At 67.5% G+C, this 19,432-nt stretch carries 18 protein-coding genes; 5 read left to right on the top strand and 13 right to left on the bottom strand.

The genetic code is table 11. The features are described 5' to 3' along the window. Positions 1–957: amidase (locus tag E3T29_RS15195; protein WP_134346414.1), on the top strand; the 957-nt coding region annotated here is incomplete at its 5' end. A 15-nt stretch (positions 958–972) separates the two neighbouring features. On the opposite strand, the gene E3T29_RS15190 is transcribed toward E3T29_RS15195, so the two are convergent. Next, a complete protein-coding gene (locus E3T29_RS15190) occupies positions 973–3,030 on the bottom strand; it encodes an MMPL family transporter (protein WP_134346413.1) in 2,058 nt (685 codons plus the stop codon). Between the two features lie 96 nt (positions 3,031–3,126). Between E3T29_RS15190 and E3T29_RS15185 the strand changes: the two genes are divergently transcribed. Next, complete coding sequence (locus E3T29_RS15185; protein ID WP_134346412.1) at positions 3,127–3,609, top strand: Fur family transcriptional regulator; 483 nt, start codon at positions 3,127–3,129, stop codon at positions 3,607–3,609. Between the two features lie 46 nt (positions 3,610–3,655). Further along, positions 3,656–5,146 carry a catalase gene (locus E3T29_RS15180; protein WP_134346411.1) on the top strand — a complete coding sequence of 497 codons (1,491 nt, stop codon included), beginning with the start codon at positions 3,656–3,658 and terminating at the stop codon, positions 5,144–5,146. Positions 5,147–5,213: 67 nt separating this feature from the next. Here E3T29_RS15180 and E3T29_RS15175 read toward each other — a convergent pair whose 3' ends face one another. The 5 genes from E3T29_RS15175 to E3T29_RS15155 form a co-directional block, all read right to left on the bottom strand. Then, a complete protein-coding gene (locus tag E3T29_RS15175) occupies positions 5,214–5,573 on the bottom strand; it encodes a Fe-S oxidoreductase (RefSeq protein ID WP_092340589.1) in 360 nt (119 codons plus the stop codon). A 9-nt stretch (positions 5,574–5,582) separates the two neighbouring features. Then, positions 5,583–7,049 carry an NAD(P)/FAD-dependent oxidoreductase gene (locus E3T29_RS15170; RefSeq protein WP_134346410.1) on the bottom strand — a complete coding sequence of 489 codons (1,467 nt, stop codon included), beginning with the start codon at positions 7,047–7,049 and terminating at the stop codon, positions 5,583–5,585. 168 nt (positions 7,050–7,217) lie between these two features. Then, a complete protein-coding gene (locus E3T29_RS15165) occupies positions 7,218–8,006 on the bottom strand; it encodes a crotonase/enoyl-CoA hydratase family protein (protein ID WP_134346409.1) in 789 nt (262 codons plus the stop codon). A 226-nt stretch (positions 8,007–8,232) separates the two neighbouring features. Beyond that, positions 8,233–9,066: an arginase family protein gene (locus E3T29_RS15160; protein ID WP_134346408.1), complete on the bottom strand. Its 834-nt coding sequence runs from the start codon at positions 9,064–9,066 to the stop codon at positions 8,233–8,235. 140 nt (positions 9,067–9,206) lie between these two features. Continuing rightward, the gene (locus E3T29_RS15155) at positions 9,207–9,938 is read right to left on the bottom strand and encodes a PspA/IM30 family protein (protein ID WP_134346407.1); all 732 of its coding nucleotides are present in this window, start codon (positions 9,936–9,938) and stop codon (positions 9,207–9,209) included. A 210-nt stretch (positions 9,939–10,148) separates the two neighbouring features. Here E3T29_RS15155 and E3T29_RS15150 point away from each other — a divergent pair, with 210 nt between their 5' ends. After that, positions 10,149–10,916, top strand: coding sequence for a gamma-glutamyl-gamma-aminobutyrate hydrolase family protein (locus tag E3T29_RS15150; protein WP_134346406.1), 768 nt, complete (start codon positions 10,149–10,151; stop codon positions 10,914–10,916). A gap of 39 nt (positions 10,917–10,955) precedes the next feature. Here the strand turns inward: E3T29_RS15150 and E3T29_RS15145 are convergent, their stop codons facing one another. From E3T29_RS15145 to E3T29_RS15135, 3 genes are all read right to left on the bottom strand, one after another. Beyond that, entirely contained in the window at positions 10,956–12,203 is a 1,248-nt protein-coding gene (locus E3T29_RS15145) for a PLP-dependent aspartate aminotransferase family protein (protein WP_134346405.1), read from the bottom strand. Positions 12,204–12,857: 654 nt separating this feature from the next. Then, on the bottom strand, positions 12,858–13,058 hold the full coding sequence (locus tag E3T29_RS15140; RefSeq protein WP_134346404.1) for a hypothetical protein: 201 nt from the start codon (positions 13,056–13,058) through the stop codon (positions 12,858–12,860). A gap of 169 nt (positions 13,059–13,227) precedes the next feature. Then, positions 13,228–15,039, bottom strand: coding sequence for a gamma-glutamyltransferase family protein (locus E3T29_RS15135; protein ID WP_134346427.1), 1,812 nt, complete (start codon positions 15,037–15,039; stop codon positions 13,228–13,230). Positions 15,040–15,341: 302 nt separating this feature from the next. Here E3T29_RS15135 and E3T29_RS15130 point away from each other — a divergent pair, with 302 nt between their 5' ends. Next, positions 15,342–15,848 (top strand): hypothetical protein, encoded by a 507-nt coding sequence (locus tag E3T29_RS15130; protein WP_134346403.1) that lies wholly within the window; start codon positions 15,342–15,344, stop codon positions 15,846–15,848. 50 nt (positions 15,849–15,898) lie between these two features. Here the strand turns inward: E3T29_RS15130 and E3T29_RS15125 are convergent, their stop codons facing one another. The 4 genes from E3T29_RS15125 to ptsP form a co-directional block, all read right to left on the bottom strand. Then, a complete protein-coding gene (locus E3T29_RS15125; protein ID WP_134346402.1) occupies positions 15,899–16,843 on the bottom strand; it encodes an FHA domain-containing protein in 945 nt (314 codons plus the stop codon). Positions 16,844–16,845: 2 nt separating this feature from the next. Continuing rightward, positions 16,846–17,118 carry a hypothetical protein gene (locus tag E3T29_RS15120; RefSeq protein ID WP_369827297.1) on the bottom strand — a complete coding sequence of 91 codons (273 nt, stop codon included), beginning with the start codon at positions 17,116–17,118 and terminating at the stop codon, positions 16,846–16,848. A 142-nt stretch (positions 17,119–17,260) separates the two neighbouring features. Further along, on the bottom strand, positions 17,261–17,539 hold the full coding sequence (locus E3T29_RS15115; protein WP_092340598.1) for an HPr family phosphocarrier protein: 279 nt from the start codon (positions 17,537–17,539) through the stop codon (positions 17,261–17,263). Positions 17,540–17,592: 53 nt separating this feature from the next. Further along, positions 17,593–19,344, bottom strand: a complete 1,752-nt coding sequence (gene ptsP / locus E3T29_RS15110) for a phosphoenolpyruvate--protein phosphotransferase (RefSeq protein ID WP_134346401.1) — start codon at positions 19,342–19,344, stop codon at positions 17,593–17,595. Positions 19,345–19,432 lie beyond the last annotated feature (88 nt).

Raw genomic sequence — 19,432 nt, 5'->3', positions numbered from 1 at the left:
GCGGTCGCCGCCCGGCTGCTGCCGTTCGCGCCCGGCTCCGACGGCGGCGGGTCCATTCGCATTCCCGCTGCCGCCTGCGGACTGGTCGGGCTCAAGCCGAGCCGCGGGCGCGTGCCCGCCGCCTCCGGCATCGACAAGCTCGGCGGCCTCCCGGTCGGCGGCCCGCTCGCCCGCACCGTAGCGGATGCCGCGCTGCTGCTCGACGCCATGATCGCTCCCCGAGACGGTCACCCCGACCACCACTACGCCCTGCGCGCCCCCGGCGATGAAACGCCGCTGCTCGCGGCGGCGGTGCGCGGCGAAGGCCGGTTTCAGCTCGGCGTCATGACCACCTCGGCCTGGGATAACGACTACTCCATAGCGATCGCCCCCGAAGCGCAAGCCGCCCTCGACCTGGCCGTCGCAGGGTTCGCCGCCCTGCACCACGGGCTCGAAGAGACCGCTTTGAAGCCCGACGCCAGCTACGTGCCGGCGTTCCGCACCATCTGGCAGGCCGGAGCTGCCGGTATCCCGGCTGAAACCGAGGCCGAGATCGCCCTGCTCGAACCGCTGACCCAGTGGCTGCTGGCCCGCGGCCGCGCGCTCGGTGCCCGCGACCTGGCCGAGGCGCTCGCCGCACTGACCGCGTTTGAGCGGTCGTTCATTCACCAGTTGTCCAAATTCGATGCCGTGCTGACCCCGGCCATGGCCCTGACGCCGCGACCGGTCGGCTGGTACGACGCCGACGACGCCGAGGCCAACTTCGCCCAGCAGGTGCAGTACACGCCGTTTACCTCGATGATCAACGTGAGCGGGTTGCCGGCCATCGTGTTGCCGGTGCACCAGACCGACGACGGCCTGCCGATGGGCGTGCAGCTCATCGGCAGGCCGGGCGGCGAGGCCACGCTGCTCGCGCTCGGCGCGCAGCTGGAGCGGCGCATCCGCTGGCAGGATCGGGTGCCGCCCGAGCCGGCGTAACCCTGGCAGCCGGGGCTACTGCCGGGTGGACACCGGCCGCGACGGCCACCAGAACCGGTCATCGACCAGAAACACCAGCGCCGGCACGAGCACGGTGCGCACGACGAGGGTGTCCAGCAGTACCCCGATGCAGACGATCACACCGATCTGGGTGAGGGCCACCACGGGAAGCACCCCGAGCACGGCGAACACCGCCGCGATCAGAATTCCGGCGCTCGTGATCACCGCGCCGGTCGACGAGAGCGCCCGCACCATGCCCTCGCGCGTGCCGTAGCGTTTGGCCTCTTCGCGGGCCCTGGTGGTCAGAAAGATGTTGTAGTCCACACCGAGTGCCACCAAGAACAGGAACGCGAACAGTACGACGTTGGTGTCGAAGGCCTTGAAGCCGAGCAGGTTCTGAAAAATCAGGTTCGAGGCGCCGAGGCTGGCGAAGAAGGTGCCGAGCACGGTCACGATGAGCAGCACCGGCGCCACGAGCGAGCGCAGCAGCAGTGCCAGAATCAGAAAGACGATGCCGAGGATCAGTGGCAGAATCAGGTCCTGGTCGCGTTCGGCCGTGGTTTTCGTGTCGAGGGCCGTGGCATCGCTGCCACCGACCAGCGATTGCGACACCGCGGCCGGGGCATCCGCTAAATCGCTGCGCAGCGCGGCGATGGCCGTGAAGGTTTGGTCGCTGCCCGGCTCGCTGTCAAGCGTGACATCGATGCGGGTGAGGCCGCCGGCGTTCTCGCCAGCCACGGCCGAGGAGACGCCGGGGGATTTCAGTGCGACCGCCACGGCATCGGCGGATGCCGCATCCGGCGCCAGCACAACGGTCTGGCTGGTCAGCCCAGCCGAAAATGACGCATCCACGATGTCCTGTGCAACGACCGACTCCGGGTTGCCGAGCAACTGATCGGCCTGGCTCAGCCCGACGGCGGCGCCGTTCAGCCCGAACGCGAGCGACCCGATCGCGAGCATGGACACGACCGTGATGATCACCGGATGCTTCGACACGCCTCGGCCGAGCCTGGTCCAGAAGCCGGTGCGCAAGGCGGCGGCCCCTGCCTGCACCCGCGGAATGAACGGCCAGAACAGCCCGCGCCCGCACACCACGAGGGCGGCCGGCAGCACGAGCAGGGCGAACAGGATGGCGATGATCACGCCGATGGCGCAGGCGATGCCGAGCGCCCGGTTACCAGCCAGTTCGGCGAACACCAGGGTGGCCAGGCTCAGCGCGACCGTTCCGCCGCTCGCCGCGATCGCCGGGCCGGCGCTCGTCACGGCGGTGCGCATCGCCTGGTTGCGGTTCTCGGTGTGCAGCAATTCCTCGCGGTAGCGGGCCACGAGCAACAGGGCGTAGTTGGTGCCCGCGCCGAAGACCAGCACCGACAGGATGCCCGAGATCGACGCGTCGAGGGCGAAACCGAGCGGCTCGGCCAGCGCCCCGGCCACCTTGCCGGCCAGGCCGTCGGCCAGGCCGACCACGACGAGCGGCACGATCCAGAGCACCGGGCTGCGGTACGTCACGATCAAGAGCACAGCCACGACGATCACGGTCACCAGCAGCAGGCGAAAATCAGCTCCGGCGAAGGCATTGGTGATGTCCGCCTGAAAACCGACCGGCCCGGTGACATAGGCGTTCAGACCGCTGGGCATTCCGGCCGACGCCGTAGAACGAATGTCGGTGGCCGTCTTCTCGATATCGGCCGTTGCCGTCGCGGCCTGAAGTGGTATCACGCTCAGGGCGGCCTGGCCGTCCTCGCTGAACTGGGGAGTCGCTGCCCGGGGGGCGATCGACGCGGCACCGAGCTCCTCGGCGGCGGCGGTGATCGCGGTCTTGTCGGCCAGCGTTAGTGCGGCACCGTCGCGGCTCCAGACCACGATCGCCGCGGTCTGATCGGCCGAGGGAAACTCGGCGAGGAGCTTGGTGACCTGTGCGGCCTGGCTGCTTTCCGGCAACCCGGCGGCCGGAAAATCTGCGGATTCATTAGCCGGTAGCAGGGCGAACAACAGTCCGACGGCAATGATGGTACCGAGTAGAACCGCCCAGGCGGTGCGTTTGCCGGTGATGAAGCGTGAGATGGCGAGCACAGTTCCTCCCAGAACCTCGATAATCGCTATCCTAGCTAGGTAAACGAGGCTCCAAAATTGTTTTGAATCAATCAAAACAACTGCTAGGGTTGAAGCATGCCTTTGACCGATGCCAGCCACCACGATGCGGGGCTTCGCCCGGCCGCAGCCGACGCCGCCGCGCTGGCCGACAGCATCCGTTCTGCCGGTCTCAAAGTGACCGCGCCGCGGCTGGCGGTGCTGCGCGCCCTTACCGACAAGCCGCACTCCAACGCCGACGCCCTCTTCGGCGCGGTACATTCCGACCTGCCGGGCACGTCGTTGCAGGCGGTCTACGGGGTGCTCGCCTCGTTCACCGCCGCCGGGCTGGTGCGCAAGATCGAACCGGCCGGTTCGCCCGCGCTGTTCGAACGCCGAGTGGGCGACAACCACCACCACATCGTCTGCACCCGCTGCAGCGTGGTGCACGACGTGGACTGCGCCGTCGGCCACTCCCCGTGCCTTACTCCAGCGGATGCGCTCGGTTTCGACGTGCGCGCCGCCGAGGTCATCTACTGGGGCCTCTGCGCACAGTGCCAGGCCGACACTTTGGCCCCCTAAACTTCCCCCGACAACCTCGCGTTGCTGTTCACAATCAAGGAGCACCATGACTATCAAGCCCACAACAGACCAGACGGGAACGCCCGTCGCCAGCGACGCGCACTCCCTCACCGTCGGCGCCGACGGCGTTACCGCCCTGCACGACCGTTACCTGGTCGAGAAGCTCGCCCAGTTCAACCGCGAGCGCATTCCGGAGCGCATCGTGCACGCCAAGGGCGGCGGAGCGCACGGCGAGTTCGTCGTGACCGGCGACGTCTCGAAGTACACCCGCGCGGCCGTGTTCCAGCCCGGCACCGTCACCCCCACCCTGCAGCGCTTCTCCAGCGTCGCTGGCGAACAGGGCAGTCCAGACACCTGGCGCGATGTTCGCGGTTTTTCGGTGAAGTTCTACACGAGCGAGGGCAATTACGACATCGTCGGAAACAACACCCCGGTGTTCTTCATCCGCGACGGCATCAAGTTTCCCGACTTCATCCACTCGCAGAAGCGTCTGCCGGGCACGGGCCTCCGCGACGCGACCATGCAGTGGGACTTCTGGACCCTCTCCCCGGAGTCGGCACACCAGGTCACCTACCTCATGGGCGACCGCGGCTTGCCGCGCTCCTGGCGTGAGATGCCCGGCTTCGGTTCGCACACCTACCAGTGGATCAACGCGGCCGGTGAGCGCTTCTGGGTGAAGTACCACTTCGAATCCAACCAGGGCAACGTGGAGATGGAAGGCTCTGAGGCTGAGCTCATCGCCGGAGCGGATGCTGACTACTACCGTCGCGACCTCTCCGACGCCATCGCCGCCGGCAACTTCCCGTCCTGGAACGTCTCCGTGCAGGTCATGCCGTACGAGCAGGGCAACACCTACCGGTTCAACCCGTTCGACGTGACCAAGGTCTGGCCGCACGCCGACTTCCCGCTGATCCCGGTGGGCACCCACACCCTCAACCGCAACCCGGCGAACTTCTTCGCCGAGATCGAGCAGGCGGCGTTCTCGCCGGCCAACCTCGTTCCCGGAATCGCGGCGAGCCCCGACAAGATGCTCATGGCGCGCATCTTCTCCTACCCCGACGCTCAGCGCTACCGCGTGGGCACCAACTACGCGCAGCTGCCCATCAACGCTCCCCAGAGCCCGGTGAACAACTACTCGCAGGACGGCGCGCAGCGTCACCACTTCAACTCAGCCGACCAGCCGAACTACGCGCCCAACTCCCTCGGCGGCCCCGTCGCCGACCCGGCTGCTGCCGGCGAGGGTGCCTGGGAGGGTGACGGAACGCTTCTGCGTGCTGCCGCCACCCTGCGCAGCGAAGACAGCGACTTCGGCCAGGCCGGAACGCTGTACCGCGAGGTTTACGACGACGCCGCCAAGGCCCGGTTCCTCGACACCATCACCGGTGCCATCAGCGGCGTGACCCGGCCAGAGGTCACCGAGCGCGCTATCTGGTACTGGACCAGCGTCGACGCCGACCTCGGCGCCAAGCTGCGCGCGAACCTCGCCGTGTTCGCCGAAGCCGCTGCCGTCGACGCGGAGTACGTCGCCGCGAAGTAGCACGTCTCGGTTGATCACAACCGCCCGGCCTGTTCGCAGGCCGGGCGGTTTCGTGCATCCGCTCGCGCTAGCGGATATAGCCGCCGTTTTTCAGACCGGCCTCGATCTCGAAGCGGTTCGTGAGCGGATTGCGCCCGGCGACCGCGTAGAGCAGAGGAAAGACCATGCCGAAGCGCTGCCACTGGCGTTTGTGCACGGCCTCGTGCTCGAGCACGGCCGCGGTGACGTTCTGGTTGGTGAGGTAGCAGCCGCCCACGCAGGAGCCGCCGCGTCCGAAGGTCCACGGCGGCATGCCGCGAAACACGAACAGTCCGGCCCGTTTTTCGACCCGCCCGGTGCTCCAGATCGAGCCCCAGACCAGCCCGAATGCGGTTGCGTACAGGAAGCCGGCGCGGCTGAACGGTGAATCGAAGAGGAGGCGGCGCATCCGCTCAGCCTAATTCTTCCGCCCGTCGTTCTCGGTGAACCCGGGACGACCGTAGGCCTCGAGCAGGCGCAGCCACACCTCGCTAAGGGTGGGGTAGCTCGGGACCGCGTGCCACAGCCGGTTGATCGGAACCTCGCCAACGATGGCGACCGTGGCCGAGTGCAGCAGTTCGGCGACGTCCTGCCCGACGAAGGTGACGCCGAGCAGCACCTCCCGGTCGAGGTCGACGATGGCCCGGGCCTTGCCGACGTAGCCGACTGCGAGCACCGCGGAGCCACCCAGGTTGGCCAGGTCGTAGTCCAGGATGCGGATGCGATATCCCGCCTTCACAGCGGATGCCGCGGTCAGTCCCACCGACGCCACCTCCGGGTCGGTGAAGGTCACCTGAGGAACGGCGGCGTGGTCGGCCGTCGCCACGTGCGCGCCCCACGGTGCGTTATCGACCGGGGTGCCGGCCGCGCGGGTCACGATGGCATCGCCGGCCGCGCGGGCCTGGTACTTGCCCTGGTGGGTGAGGAGCGCCCGGTGGTTGACATCGCCGGTGGCGTAGAGCCAGTCGCCAGCGAGCGTTGGGGAGTCGCCCTGCACGAGCAGTGTGTCGTCGACGGCGAGCCAGTCGCCGCCGTTGAGGCCGACCGTCTCGAGGCCGAGGTCCTGGGTGCGCGGCGTGCGGCCGATGGCCACGAGTACCTTCTCGGCTGTCACCGTGCTGCCGTCGTCGAGGGTGAGCGTGACAGCGCCGCCTTCGCGGTGCGCCTCGGTGGTGGAGGGCCCGACGAGCACGGTGACGCCGTTCTCCTGGAGCGCTGCCGTGACGAGTTCACCGGCGAACGGTTCCTGTCCGCCGAGCAGGGCGCTGCGGGCGATGACGGTCACCGCCGACCCGAGCGAGGCATACGCTGCGGCCATCTCGGCGGCGACGACACCGCCGCCGATCACGGCCAGGCGGGGCGGAATCTGCTGGGCGCTCGTCGCGTCCCGGCTGGTCCAGGGGTCGATGTCCTTCAGCCCGGGGATATCGGGCAGCAGCGCCGCCGACCCGGTGCTCACGACGACGGCGTGGGTGGCGGTGAGAACGGTCACCACGCCATCCGCTTGCGTCACAGTGACTTCTTTGATGCCGGTAAGGCGGGCGTGGCCGCGTACCAGGGCAATGCCGGCGGAGTCGAGCCACTTGGCCTGGCCGTCGTCTTTCCAATTGCTCGCAATGGAATCGCGTTGTTTCAGGGCGGCGCGCACGTCGACGGTACCGGTGACGGCCTCGGCGGCGCCGGGTACCCGGCGGGCTGCCGCGAGGGCGGCGCCGCTGCGCAGCAACACTTTCGACGGCATGCAGGCCCAGTAGGAGCATTCGCCGCCGACCAGGTCGCTCTCGACGACGACCGTGGTGAGGCCGCCCTGCGCGGTGCGATCGGCGACGTTCTCGCCGACAGCGCCGCCGCCGATCACGATGACGTCGTAGCTCTGACTCGACATTGAATCTCCTTGACGGGGGTGGCGGTGTGCGGGTTTGGAGTAGCCTACCCGAGGTTCTGGCGAATGAGTTGGTCGCCTCGGCGGCTCCGGGCCCACCTTCTGGCCTTGGGCCCAGTTTATAAACTGGGCCCGTGGACGGGGCCTGGGCCCCGTCCCAAGAGGGAGGGGTCAGCGGCCCCCGAAGATGGCGGGGGTTCGGGTGAGAAAGGACTGCATGCCGATTCGGGAGTCCTCGGTTTGCACCAGGCGGGCGAGGGCGGGTTGCAGCGCTGCCTCAGCGGATGCCGCCCCCTCCCGCTCTGCCATCCGCGCGTTGGCGAGGGTGGCCTGGATGGCGAGGGGAGCCTGGGCGGCGATCTTGTCGGCGAGCTCGAGGGCGCGATCGAACTGGGTGCCGTCGGGCACGATCTCCTGCACGAGTCCCATGCGGTGCGCCTCGGTGGTGCCGAACAGGTCGCCGGTGAGCAGCCAGCGCATGGCATTGCCCCAGCCGGCTGCGCGCGGAAACCGAATGGTTGCGCCGCCGAACGGCAGGATGCCGCGGGCCACTTCGATCTGCCCGAACTTCGTGGATTGCGCGGCGACCACGATGTCGCTCGCGAGCATCAGCTCGATTCCGAGGGTGAGACAGGTGCCCTGCACGGCGATGACGACCGGTTTGCTCACCGAAATGCCATCCACTTGCCACGGATTGATGCCGCCCTCCGGCACCATGTCGAGTCCGTTCGGGCCGAGCCTCGGGCCGATATCGGCGAGGTCGAGCCCGGCGGTGAAGTGCTCGCCGACCGCGTAGATCAGTCCGACGCGCAGTTCGGGGTCGCGGTCCAGCTCCCCGTAGGCGAGTGACAGCTGCTGCAGCAGGGCGAAATCGGCGGCGTTGCGTTTCTCGGGCCGGTTCAGCCCGATCAGCAGAATGTGGCCGCGGCGTTCGGTGAGAATGCGGGGCTGGTCGGTCATGTATGCCTCCATTGGCTGGTGTGAATTCTGGCTGGTGTGAATTCTGGCTGGTGTGAAATCCTGCGGTCCTGGCCGGACTGTGTGGTCCTGCGCCCCGGCATAACTCCTGCAATTTGTGTGGGGTCCTGCGGAGTTGCCCGGAAAGACACGGATGCGCCGTCAGCCGGCCAGAAATTGCAGGAGTTATGCGGCAACGGTGCCCGCTGATTTTGTGGGGAAGCCGGGCTCAGCGCGTGAGCGCCCCGATGATGCGCAGGATGCTCGGGAGGTCGTCGTTCGCCGCCTCGGGCGAGGCGGGCGCGAACCCGGTGATGGTCGCGCCGGCGAGGGTGAACTCGGCGCGCAGCGCGGTGATCGCGCCGCCGAGATCGGCCACGCTCAGCCCGAATGGAATCAGGTCGCTCAGGCCGTCGAGCGCCGACGGGTCGAGTACGTCGAGGTCGATGTGCACGAAGACGTGCGTGGCGCCGGTCGCCGCGATGGCCGCGACGAGCGCGGCCGGGTCGGCCAGCTCCGAGCACGACACGCTCACCAGGCTGCGCTCGTGCAGCAGCACGTCTTCGGCGTCGTCGACGTCGCGAATGCCGGCCAGCACCACGTTCTCAAGCGGCACGGTGCTCGAAGCCTGCAGGTCGAGTTCGGTCGGCCCCTCGCCGATGATCGCGCGCAGCACCATGCCGCAGAACCCGCCCGACGGCGAGGATTCCGGCGTGTGCAGGTCGGGGTGGGCGTCGAACCAGACCACGGCCAGATCATTGGGATGCGTGCGCGCCGCGTGCTCCACCGCGGCCAGCGCGATGCCGCAGTCGCCGCCGATCGACAAAGCCCAGTCGGTGGTGTCCTTCAAAATCTTGGTGTGGCGCTCGCGCACCTGCGCGATCGCGGAGAACCGGTGCACGCCGGTATCGAGCGCATCACCGGCCTCGACCGGCACGTCGACCAGGCGCGTGGCCGAGAACGGCAGGTCGCCCTGAATGGCCGCCGCCCCGTCGACCAGGCGCATCGCGCGCGGAGAAATCGAACCCTGCCACTGCGGCACTACAACGAAGGTGGGAGCCATACCTCAGTATGGCGCAGCCGCCGGGGCCGCAAGCATCCGCTTCGCCAGCAGCGAATTTCTCCTCCGTCAAACGACGCCTCAGTGGACAACTTTGGTGGGTGTGACGGGCTCGCAACCACTCAAAGTTGTCCACTCAGCGACTAGCCCTCGATGGCTGCGGTGTTGCCGGCCTTGAGAGCCGCTAGTCGCGCATCCACTTCGGTTAGCTCGCCGAGGTCGTCGAGGCTTTCGAACTGGGCATCGAGGCTCGACGCTGCGAGCTCCTGGGCACCGCGCACACGGGCTTCTTCGCGGCGGATCTTGTCTTCGAACCGGTTGACCTCGCTGGTGGGGTCCATCATGTCGATGCTCTTGACGGCGTCCATCACCTGAGCCTGCGCCTGGGCGGTCTTCGACCGGGCGATCAGCTCGGCGCGCTTGTTGGTGAGCTGCACCAGCTTCTCTTTCATGGCGTTCAGGCCGGTCTTGAGCTGGTTGACGATGGCCGTCTGCGACTGGATCTGCGGTTCGGCGGCCCGCGCCTCCTTCTCGGAGGTGAGCTGGCGACCGAGCGCGACCTTGGCAAGGTTGTCGAACTTGTCGGCGTCGGCGGCGTTGCCGACGAGGCGCAGTTCGTCGGCCTTGCGGCTGGCCGCGAGGGCCTTGTCGCCCCACTCCACGGCGGCTTCCTGATCTTCGCGGTGGTCGTCTTCGAGCAGTCGCAGGTTGCCAATGGTCTCGGCGATGGCGCTTTCGGCGTCGGAGATGCTGCTGGAGAAGTCGCGCACCATCTGGTCGAGCATTTTTGCGGGGTCTTCCGCCGAGTCGAGGATCGAGTTGATGTTCGCCTTCGCGAGCTGGGCAATACGGCCGAAGATGGACTGCTTGGTCATTCGGAGGTCCTTTCAAAGGAGTGATCCTGGGCGAGGTCTCGCCAGGAACGTGCGTGCCTGTTGCAAAGTTTAGGGTGACCGGCAGACACGAGTCTGGGAACTGCCGAAAATCCGAACCGGGAGCGATGTTGCCCCGTGTTACAGGGGCGCTCGCGTGCCACGCGCGCCCCGCCCACAATGGAAACAACACGACACGACGGGAGCCGCGCCATGAACCAAGAATTCACGAACCGGATGCTCGCCGTCGTCGAGGTCACCACCGCGCGTCCCGACCGCCCCGCGTATCACGCCAAGGTGCAGGTGCTCAATGCCCGCGTCGTCACCGAGGCCGACAAAGCCGGCTGGACCGTCACGCGGGTCGCTGCGGCCGACGTCACGCCCGCCGCCCTGCTTCGCCTCACAGCGGATGCCGACGCCCTCGTCATCGTCGGCGGCGAAGACGTCACCCCCAACTTCTACGGCGGCTCCACCGGTTATGAGGGCGAGACAGCGCACTTCGCCGCCGCCGACGAGGGGCAGATCGCTCTCGTGCAGCGCGCCCTCGCGCTCGGCACCCCGCTGCTCGGCATCTGCCGTGGCCTGCAGATCATCAACGTCGCCCTCGGCGGCAACCTGGTGCAGCACATCGACGACGGCATCCACAAAAACATCGGCGTGCCGATCGACCAGATCCTCTCTACCCACGACGTCACGCTCAGCAATGACAGCACCCTCGCCGCGAGCCTCGGCCGCGTCGACATCTCGGTGCAGAGTGCCCACCACCAGATCGTCGACCGCCTCGGTTCCGGCCTCGTTGCTGCCGCGCACGCTCCCGATGGCCTGATCGAAGCGCTCGAACACGAGATCGCGCCGATCACCGGTGTGCAGTGGCACCCCGAGGCGCCCGATGCCCCGGTCGACCAGCTGGCGCTGCTCCTGGCCGGCCTCGCCGCCCAGCACGACGCCCGGGCGCGGGTCACGAACGCGCTCGCCGCCTAAGATCGCACCGTCGAAGCAAGCCGCCGCACCTCGCACGCCTCAGGTAGCAGCCGAGAACGTGGCATCGAGCGCCGCCACGAGATCCGCCACCAGATCAGCGGTGTCCTCGAGGCCCACCGAGAAGCGCAGGTGCCCGAACTCGCGAAACGCGGCCGGGTAGGCCGCGACGCGCGGCCCGGAATTGTCGACGTGCACGATGAGGGACTCGTCGTGGCCGAGTGACACGGCCGAGGTGATCACGCGCAGGTTCGCGACGAACCGGTTCTGCGTGGCCTTGTCGCCGGCGACCGCGAAGGCGAGCACCCCGCCGAACCCGTGCGACAGCTGTCGCAGCGCGACGGCGTGCTGCGGATGCGACGCCAAACCCGGGTAGGCCACGAACGCCACCCGCGGGTCGGCCTCCAGAAAGCGGGCGATGGCCAGCGCCGACTCGCAGTGCTGCCGAATGCGCAGCGGCAGGGTGACCGAGCCGCGCATGATCAGCCAGGCGTTGAACGGGCTGATCACACCGCCGACGTCGACCATCGCGTCGAGCTTGATCCGGCGGATCAGCGCTGCCCGGCCGATCACCGCGCCGCCCATCGCATCGCCGTGCCCATTGATGTACTTGGTCAGCGAGTGCACGACCAGGTCAGCTCCGTGCTCGATCGGGCGAAACAGCGGTGGTGGCGTGAACGTGTTGTCTATGGAGAGCAGCGCGCCGGCCTCGTGCGCGATCGTCGCGACGGCCGCGACATCCGTTACCGCGGTCGTGGGGTTGCCGACCGTCTCAATGTGAATCAACCGCGTCGACGAGCGGATGGCGCCGCGCACGGCCGCCAGGTCCGTCGCGTCGACGAAGGTGGCCTCGATCCCGTACTTCTCCGGCAACAGCTCCGTGAACAGTCGGTAGGAGGCCTCATAGGTCACGTTGGCGACGACGACGTGGTCGCCGCTCTTCAGCAGGGTGAAGAACACGGCGTGCAGCGCCGCGACCCCGCTGGCCAGCGCCACCGCGTCCTCGCCGCCTTCGAGCACGGCGAGCTTCTGCTGCAGGCCCTGCTGGTTAGTGCCGGTGTTGCGGGTGTAGAGGCCGGGGGTCGCGCCCGACCAGCTCAGCGTCGACGGGTCCTCCGGCAGGGCATACGAGTTGGCCATGACGATCGGCGTGCGCAGCGCGCCCGACCCGGCGTCGATCTCGTTGCCGGCATGCACCGACTGGGTCTGGAAGCCCAGCGTGGCCGGGTCGTGTTTGTCGGGCCGCGGTGCCGGGCTCGTGGTGGGCGTCGGTTCGGTGCGAAGGCTCATTCCTCCACGCTAGGCCCATCGCGGAGTGCCGCGCCGAACGTTACGCGCCATCGGCATCTGGCCGGGCCGAGATCACGAAAAAGCCCCGGCACTTCTCGCCTGGGGGGAGGTGAGAAATATACCGGGGCCAATCGTTGGAGTGGGGGAACTCCGTGTATAACCGTACGGGGGACGGCCTGAGAAGAGGCTGATAAAAATGGAAAACGGAGTCTACCCTCACCGGGCAGCCAGCCACTCCCGGTCGGTCGGTTTGTTATGCATCCGTTGCAACGGCAGGGTTCGCGGGCCGCCCCCGTCCGGGTGCACCCCGCCGCGCTGTTTTAATTCTTTGGAAACATCTAGGAGACATCCCGACAAATCCACGTGGTCATTCGTGAGCAAGAAAAGTCACTGACAGTGAATTTACGAACAGTGACCCACCCGGATGGGAGGTCGAACAGTTGAAGATCGCAGGCTGTGGGTATCGACGACGAATTGCGCGAAGCGGATGCCGCCCACCAGCGCTACCCCAACCCCGCGCCGCCACAACGCGCGAGAGCGGAAAAATTGTTGCTTCAGGAGTGCTTAGGCAACGAATTTCCCGCTCTTGCGAACCGGAACGGGGAAGGCATCGATTGGTCGGGTGAGTCGATGTCGATCCCGGGGAACAACCGGTCAGGCGGCCTGGTGTTTGCCGGCGCCGACCGCGCTCGTGGTGTGGGTCCAGGCGAGCAGCTCGGCCTGCGCGCGCCGACGGCTCGCAGCAGTCTGTTTGGGGGGCACCGGAACGTTCATGCGGGAGCCGGGGCAATCCGTGGTGGAGTTAGCCAACGAGTGATAGGTCGCGAACCGGGTATCCGACGTGATCCATACCATTTGCTGGCATTCTGGGCACTCTGTCTGCAACATTTTCACGATTGTCCGTTCCATCGCCGACTCGGGTAATCGGTTCGATTGCTCCAATGTAGTGGGGATAGACAGGTTGATGTCCTCCCCACTCGTGGGGACAGCAGAAAACCCGAAAGGGTGGTATTTTGCCGCCGGGTTAACGACCGGCCGCGTAGCCTTGAGCCCCGCGCGGGTTAGCCGCCGCCTGCAGCAGCCCGGTCTGCGGCTCCCGAGTGACCGCCGAGATGCGGCCGAGTGCCCAGTCGCCGGCGCGGGTAATGCGGTGGCCACGCTGTTCCAGCTCGGTGATGACCGCGTCGCCCAGCCGATCCTCCACCACGGCGCCGCCGGGCTCCCAGGTGCGCGGCCAGAACGAACCCGGAAACGAGGTGCTGTGAAACGCGGGCGCATCGATCGCCTGCTGCGGGGTATAGCCGCCGACGATCGTGCGCAGCAGGTACAGCAACTGCCACTGGTCCTGCTGGTCGCCGCCGGGGGAGCCGAGCGCCGTCACCGCCTGCCCGTCCTTCAGTACGAGCGTCGGCGTGAGGGTCGTGCGCGGCCGCTTGCCGCCGGTCAGTGCCGAGGGTGCGCCCGGCTCGAGCCAGGTCATCTGCAGCCGGGAGCCGAGGCAGAACCCCAATTCGGGAATCGTCGGCGACGATTGCAGCCAGCCACCCGACGGCGTCGCCGAGACCATGTTGCCCCAGCGGTCGACGACGTCGATGTGGCAGGTGTCACCGCGCAGTTCGCCGGTCGAGAGCGTTTCGGGCTCGGCCACGGTGCGAGATGGTGCAGCGCTGGCCGGCGCGGCCACCGTCGGTTCGCCCACCCCAGCGGATGCCCCCGCACCCTGCTCTGACAGCGCCTCCGTTGTGTAGTCGGTGCGCAGTACCGGGTAGTACGGGGCGTGGCCGGGAACGATGCCCGGGCGAAACTCGTGCGAGGCGGCATCCGTGATGAGAGCCCGCCGGGTGGCCGCGTAGTCGGCCGAGAGCAGGTAATTCAGGGGTACCGTGGTGTCGCCGAAGTAGGCCTCCCGGTCGGCGATGGCCAACTTCTGCGCCTCAAGAATCGTGTGCGCGCCCAGCGCGGTCGACGGGTCAAGGTACTCGTCGCTGAAACCATCGAGAATCATCAGGGTCGCCAGCAGCGCCGGCCCCTGGCCCCAGGCGCCGGTCTTGGCGATCGTGTAACCCCGAAACTCGACGGTCACGGCCTCTTCGATGCTCGCTTCGAAACCGGCCAGATCCGCCAGGGTCATTACGCCGGCGTGATCGGTGCCGGAGGAATGGCGGTGCGGCGTGCGCCCGAAGTTGACGATGGCCCGGGCCACGAACCCTTCCCGCCATTCCTGCCTGGCCGCGTCGATGCGCCCCTCGCGGGTCGCGACGGCCGCGTCCGCGCTGGCCGCGAGCAGACGGTCGAGGCTTCGCGCCCAGGCCGCATTGGTCACGAGGTCGCCGGCCTGTGGAAGGCGACCATCCGGCATCCACTGTGCTGCCGAGGTGGGCCAGTGCTCGGTGAACAGCGTCGCGACGGAGGTGATCGTGGCGACGACCCGACCCAGAATCGGATGCCCGTCGCGCGCGTACCCGAGGGCGAACGCGAGCACGTCAGACAGCTCCCAGGTGCCGTAATCGCGCAGCAGCACGAGCCAGGCGTCGACCGCGCCGGGAACGGCCGCGGCGAGCACACCAGACCCGGGAACCAGGTCGAGGCCTTCCGACCGGTAGTGCTCGATGGTGGCGTTCTTTGGGGCCGGGCCCTGCCCCATCAAGATGCGGGGGGCATCCGGTTCGCTGGCGGTGACGAAGACGCCGGTCATGTCGCCGCCCGGACCGTTGAGATGGGGTTCGACGATGTGCAGCACGAAGGCGCCGGCCACGGCCGCGTCGAAGGCGTTGCCGCCGCGTTCGAGCACGGCCTGGGCGCAGGCCGTCGCGAGCCAGTGCGTCGAGGCGGTCATGCCAAATGTTCCCTGCAGGGTCGGACGGGTGGTGAAGGCGTTCGCAGCGGTATAGGTCACCCGTCTACCCTCGCACGAGTGTGGGCGGGGTGCCGGTCGGCACCCCGCCCACCGCTGATTACGGCGTGACCCGATAGCGGGTGAGCATGCCGGCAGCTCGCCACTTCGACTCATTTACGTCGAATCAGCTCGATTTGTGCAATGATCAGGCGCACTAAGTGCCCGCTCAGGCCGGACGTCTCCGGCCGGTCGAGCACAACCGGCGCGGCGCGGCGCGAACTCGACATCGGGAGAGACGCACCATGAACTTTGATTGGGAATTCAACGGATTGCCGCTGCACGTCCTCATCGTGCACGCCGTCGTGATCGTGGTTCCGCTGGCGGCACTGTGCGCGCTGCTCACTGCATTCTGGCCGGCCGTTCGGCGGCGGCTGGGTATCGTGACGCCGCTCGTGGCCCTCGCCGCGCTCGCGCTGGTCCCCCTGGCGGTGCAGGCGGGAGAGTGGCTGCAATCCCGCCTCGTCAACGTCACCCCGCTGCTCGGAACCCACACTGCGCTCGGTCGCACCATGCTGCCGTGGGTGATCGCCCTGTTCCTCGTGGCCGTCGTGCAGTGGGTCTGGTATCGCTATTTTGTCGGTGCCGGCGGGCGTTTCGCATCCGCTGTGCCGAGCCGCAGGGGACGTCTAGTAGCCACCATCATTCTCGACCTGGCCGTTCTGGTCAGCGCGATCGGAGCTGTGGTGACCGTGGCGCTCATCGGAGAATCGGGATCACGCGCGGTCTGGACCGGCCTCTTCACGTCGTAACTTCTTAGCCCTGTGAGTGTCGCACAGAGGTGCGGCACCCACAGGGCCGGTCAGCTGCGCGGCCGGGGCGGCTGTGGTTTCTGGAAGGCCAGTTCGCCGCCGACGCGCCCGCCGAACGGGCGGCCGTGATCGGCGAACTCTTCTCGAAAATAGCCCATCCGCCACGGGCCCATTTCAAGCCGCGAACCGGTGCGCAGAATCTGTCCATTGCCGATGCTGCGGCCGTCTTCGGCCGGCCGGGAACTGCCCCCGACCTCACCGATCGGAAACAGGCGGTACTCGTCGTTGTCATCGTGGCGAATCTCGGCGTGCAGGGGTTTCAGGCCGGGCAGTTGCAGGTCCGCGTCGGCCGACGAACCGATAGTCGTCGTGCCCGGAAGCAGGTTGAACTCTCGGGGCATCTGTCCGTTCCAATTCTTCGACCCCACGACGAAAATGAGGCGCGGGCGCCCGCTTCCCGGCGTGTAGTGCGTCGTCGTGACCCGGCGGCGGCTGCGCCGGTCGAAGGTCGGCGCGAGCGGAAACACGGTCGACGGTGGAAGCGGAATCGCCACCGGCATGCGGGCCTGCCCGCGCAAGCGGGCCTGCACCAGCGGTCCGAGTGCATTTCTCGACCCGAGAACGATGTGCGGTGACCGCGTCACCAGACGTTGCGTGACGGATGCCTGTACGTCGCCCAGTCGGGCGATGAGCCCGACGGGGCCGGTGACGGACACCGTCAATCCACGATTCGCCAACTCGCCGGCCAGTGCGCGCAACGGTTCCAGGTTGAGTGCCCGGCCCTGCACGAACATTTCCGGGTTGCTCGTGTAGATGGTCACATCTCTGCCGTCTGCAGTGATCGTGCCTTGCATGGTGTCGGCGGCTCCAAAAGTGTCGCCGGTCGAACCGTCGGAGGAGCCATCGGGCCGGGCCGATGGCTCCTCCAGCGAGAAGGCGAGATCGATGTGCAGATCGATGTTCGAGGCCGGGGGCACGCTCGCGGAGGAGCCCATGCTTAGCCGCGGAAGGGATCGGAGCCGACGGATTTCTGGTCGCTCGTCGTTACACGCAGGGTGCCGTTGAACTTCCACACGGCTCGCGGAGCGTCGGGACCGATATCGCGGGGAACCTCGACGACCATATCGATGAAGCTGTAGTTGATCGCTGCACCCTTGCCCGTGAGATAGGACCACATTTCCTGGCCGAGGTCGGTCCAGTCCTTGATGGTGCGCTCCTCGGAGTCAGCGGAGTTCTCGACATTGCCCAGGTATGTCTGTCGTTCGGTCACGGTAAGTTCCTTTTCGCTCGCACAGAGAATGGTGCAGGTTCCGGCAAGTGCACCGGTCAGGAGGAAGAGAACCTCGAGATTTACCTAGCCTATTTACCTAGCTGTGTGGCGTAAAGGATTTTGGGTAAAACGGGAACGGGCATTATTCGGCGTCGAGGTCGGTCTCGAGAATCTTCACGAGTGAGTCGAGAGCCTCCTCGGCGCCCTCACCCTCGGCCCGCAGCACGACGGTGTCGCCGTTGGAGGCGCCGAGGCTCATGATCGAGAGGATGCTCGAGGCGTCCATGGCGTCGTCGGCCGGTTCGCCGGCCATGGCGATGGTCACTTCGAGGGGCAGCTCGCCCACAGCGGCGACGAAAATTCCGGCCGGGCGAGCGTGCAGGCCGACGCGGCTGGCGATGACGGCGGTTCGTTCAGACATGGGATCCTCCAGGGATAGGCGCGTGAAAAGTACGGTGAAACGGGTGTGGCGGGTTAGAGCCCCAGCGTGTTAAGTATGGGTAGTTTCTCGCGAACGATGCGACGGGCATCCGCTGCCGAATGCGCCGTCAGAGCCAGTTTGGCCAGCTGCTCGGCCTCGGGGAGCGTCACGCTGGCGAGCACAGCGGCGACGGCGGAGAGTGCCCGTGCGGTCATCGACAGGGTCGTGACGCCGAGGCCGACCAATACGACCGCGAGGGCGGGGTCGGCAGCGGCCTCGCCGCAGACACCGACGGGTTTGTTGTGGCCCTCGTCGCGCGATCCGGCCACGGTCAGCCGAATCAGCTGGAGCACGGCGGGCTGCCACGGGGTGTTGAGGCCCGCGAGCGGGCCGAGCTGCCGGTCGGCCGCCATGGCGTACTGGGTGAGGTCGTTGGTGCCGAGGCTGACGAAATCGACGTGTTCGAGAATGCTCGCGGAGGTCAGGGCAGCGGAGGGGACCTCGACCATGACGCCGGGCGTTTTCAGGCCAGCTGCGGCACAGAGGCTGGCGAAATGTTCGGCTTCCTCGGCGGTGGAGATCATCGGCGCCATCACCCAGACCTGGGCTTCGGTGCCCTCGGTGGCCTGCGCGATGGCCTGCAGCTGGCGTTCGAGCACGCCGGGCGAAGTGAAATCGGTGCGGTAGCCGCGCACGCCGAGGGCCGGGTTGGGCTCGGAGGCATCGGTCAGAAACGGCAGTGGTTTGTCGGCGCCGGCATCAAGCGTGCGCACGACCACCTTCTTGCCCGAAAAAGCGTCGAACACGCCGCGATAGGCCTTAACCTGTTCGGCGATGGTGGGCTCGGTGTCGCGTTCCAGAAAGCAGAACTCGGTGCGCAGCAGCCCGACGCCCTGGGCACCGGCTGCCGCGGCCTTGACCGCATCCTTCGCGCCACCGACATTGGAGAGCAGCGGAACCAGGTGGCCGTCCTTCATTCGCCCGGTCCCGTCGAACACGGCGAGGGCGGCGGTGGTTGTCTCCCACGCCTTGGCGAGCGCGACCTCGTCGCCGCCGGGGTCGACCAGGACCGTGCCGGCGGCTCCGTCGACGAAGACCAGGGTGCCGTCAGCGAGAGAGTCGACCCCCACTGCGGCGACCACGGCCGGCAGCCCGAGGGCGCGAGCAATGATGGCCGTGTGCGACTGCGGCCCGCCGCTCGAGGTGACGAGGGCCATGACTTTCGCCGGGTCGAGGGTGGCGGTGTCGGCCGGCGCGAGGTCCTCGCCGACCAGAACGAACGGAGTGTCCGAATAGGGAATTCCGGGCGCGGGAACGCCGCGCAGCTCGGCGACGATACGCCCCCGCACATCCAGGACGTCGGTCGCTCGCTCGGCCATGTAGCCGCCGAGATTGTGCAGCATCTCGGCCACCGACGCGGCGGCGTCCCAGATTGCGCGTTCCGCCGAGGCGCCGTTGGTGATGAGCTTGACTGCGGCCTTCACCAGCATCGGGTCGTTCGCCATTAGTGCTGTGGCTTCCAGCACCTCCCGGCCGGTGCCCGAAGCCGAGGACGAGCGCGCCGTGAGGTTGGTCTGCACGGCTTTCGCCGCGGTGCGCAGCAGAGCGGATGCGTCTTCCGCGCTTGTTCCCGCAGCCAACTGCTCGCCGACTGCGGGTTCACGAACCGCTTTGGGCATCAGCAGGATGGAACCGATGATGCGTCCGGGGCTGACTCCGACTCCGGAGAAGGTGCGGCCGGTCTCGGCCTGGTCTGCCGGTGCCTGGCCTGCACCGGCACTGCCTGAAAGCGTCTGCACGATCATCCTCGATTCCTTCATCCCAGCATTCGGCTGGCGTCACTGTATTGCGGAACTGCGGTCGCGCGCGTCGTTTGGGCTGCGCTGGTTCGCG

Origin of the sequence: Cryobacterium sp. TMT1-66-1 (genome assembly GCF_004403435.1) — a bacterium.
Lineage (GTDB): Bacteria > Actinomycetota > Actinomycetes > Actinomycetales > Microbacteriaceae > Cryobacterium > Cryobacterium flavum.
This window is presented reverse-complemented; position numbering and strand designations above follow the sequence as displayed.

Excerpts from the sequence above, each read along its gene's own strand:
- E3T29_RS15185 (WP_134346412.1), top strand. The coding sequence starts at position 3,127 with ATGCCTTTGACCGATGCCAGCCACCACGATGCGGGGCTTCGCCCGGCC.
- E3T29_RS15180 (WP_134346411.1), top strand. The coding sequence starts at position 3,656 with ATGACTATCAAGCCCACAACAGACCAGACGGGAACGCCCGTCGCCAGC.
- E3T29_RS15175 (WP_092340589.1), bottom strand. The coding sequence starts at position 5,573 with ATGCGCCGCCTCCTCTTCGATTCACCGTTCAGCCGCGCCGGCTTCCTG.
- E3T29_RS15170 (WP_134346410.1), bottom strand. The coding sequence starts at position 7,049 with ATGTCGAGTCAGAGCTACGACGTCATCGTGATCGGCGGCGGCGCTGTC.
- E3T29_RS15165 (WP_134346409.1), bottom strand. The coding sequence starts at position 8,006 with ATGACCGACCAGCCCCGCATTCTCACCGAACGCCGCGGCCACATTCTG.
- E3T29_RS15160 (WP_134346408.1), bottom strand. The coding sequence starts at position 9,066 with ATGGCTCCCACCTTCGTTGTAGTGCCGCAGTGGCAGGGTTCGATTTCT.
- E3T29_RS15155 (WP_134346407.1), bottom strand. The coding sequence starts at position 9,938 with ATGACCAAGCAGTCCATCTTCGGCCGTATTGCCCAGCTCGCGAAGGCG.
- E3T29_RS15150 (WP_134346406.1), top strand. The coding sequence starts at position 10,149 with ATGAACCAAGAATTCACGAACCGGATGCTCGCCGTCGTCGAGGTCACC.
- E3T29_RS15145 (WP_134346405.1), bottom strand. The coding sequence starts at position 12,203 with ATGAGCCTTCGCACCGAACCGACGCCCACCACGAGCCCGGCACCGCGG.
- E3T29_RS15140 (WP_134346404.1), bottom strand. The coding sequence starts at position 13,058 with ATGGTATGGATCACGTCGGATACCCGGTTCGCGACCTATCACTCGTTG.
- E3T29_RS15135 (WP_134346427.1), bottom strand. The coding sequence starts at position 15,039 with ATGACCGCCTCGACGCACTGGCTCGCGACGGCCTGCGCCCAGGCCGTG.
- E3T29_RS15130 (WP_134346403.1), top strand. The coding sequence starts at position 15,342 with ATGAACTTTGATTGGGAATTCAACGGATTGCCGCTGCACGTCCTCATC.
- E3T29_RS15125 (WP_134346402.1), bottom strand. The coding sequence starts at position 16,843 with ATGGGCTCCTCCGCGAGCGTGCCCCCGGCCTCGAACATCGATCTGCAC.
- E3T29_RS15115 (WP_092340598.1), bottom strand. The coding sequence starts at position 17,539 with ATGTCTGAACGAACCGCCGTCATCGCCAGCCGCGTCGGCCTGCACGCT.
- ptsP (WP_134346401.1), bottom strand. The coding sequence starts at position 19,344 with ATGATCGTGCAGACGCTTTCAGGCAGTGCCGGTGCAGGCCAGGCACCG.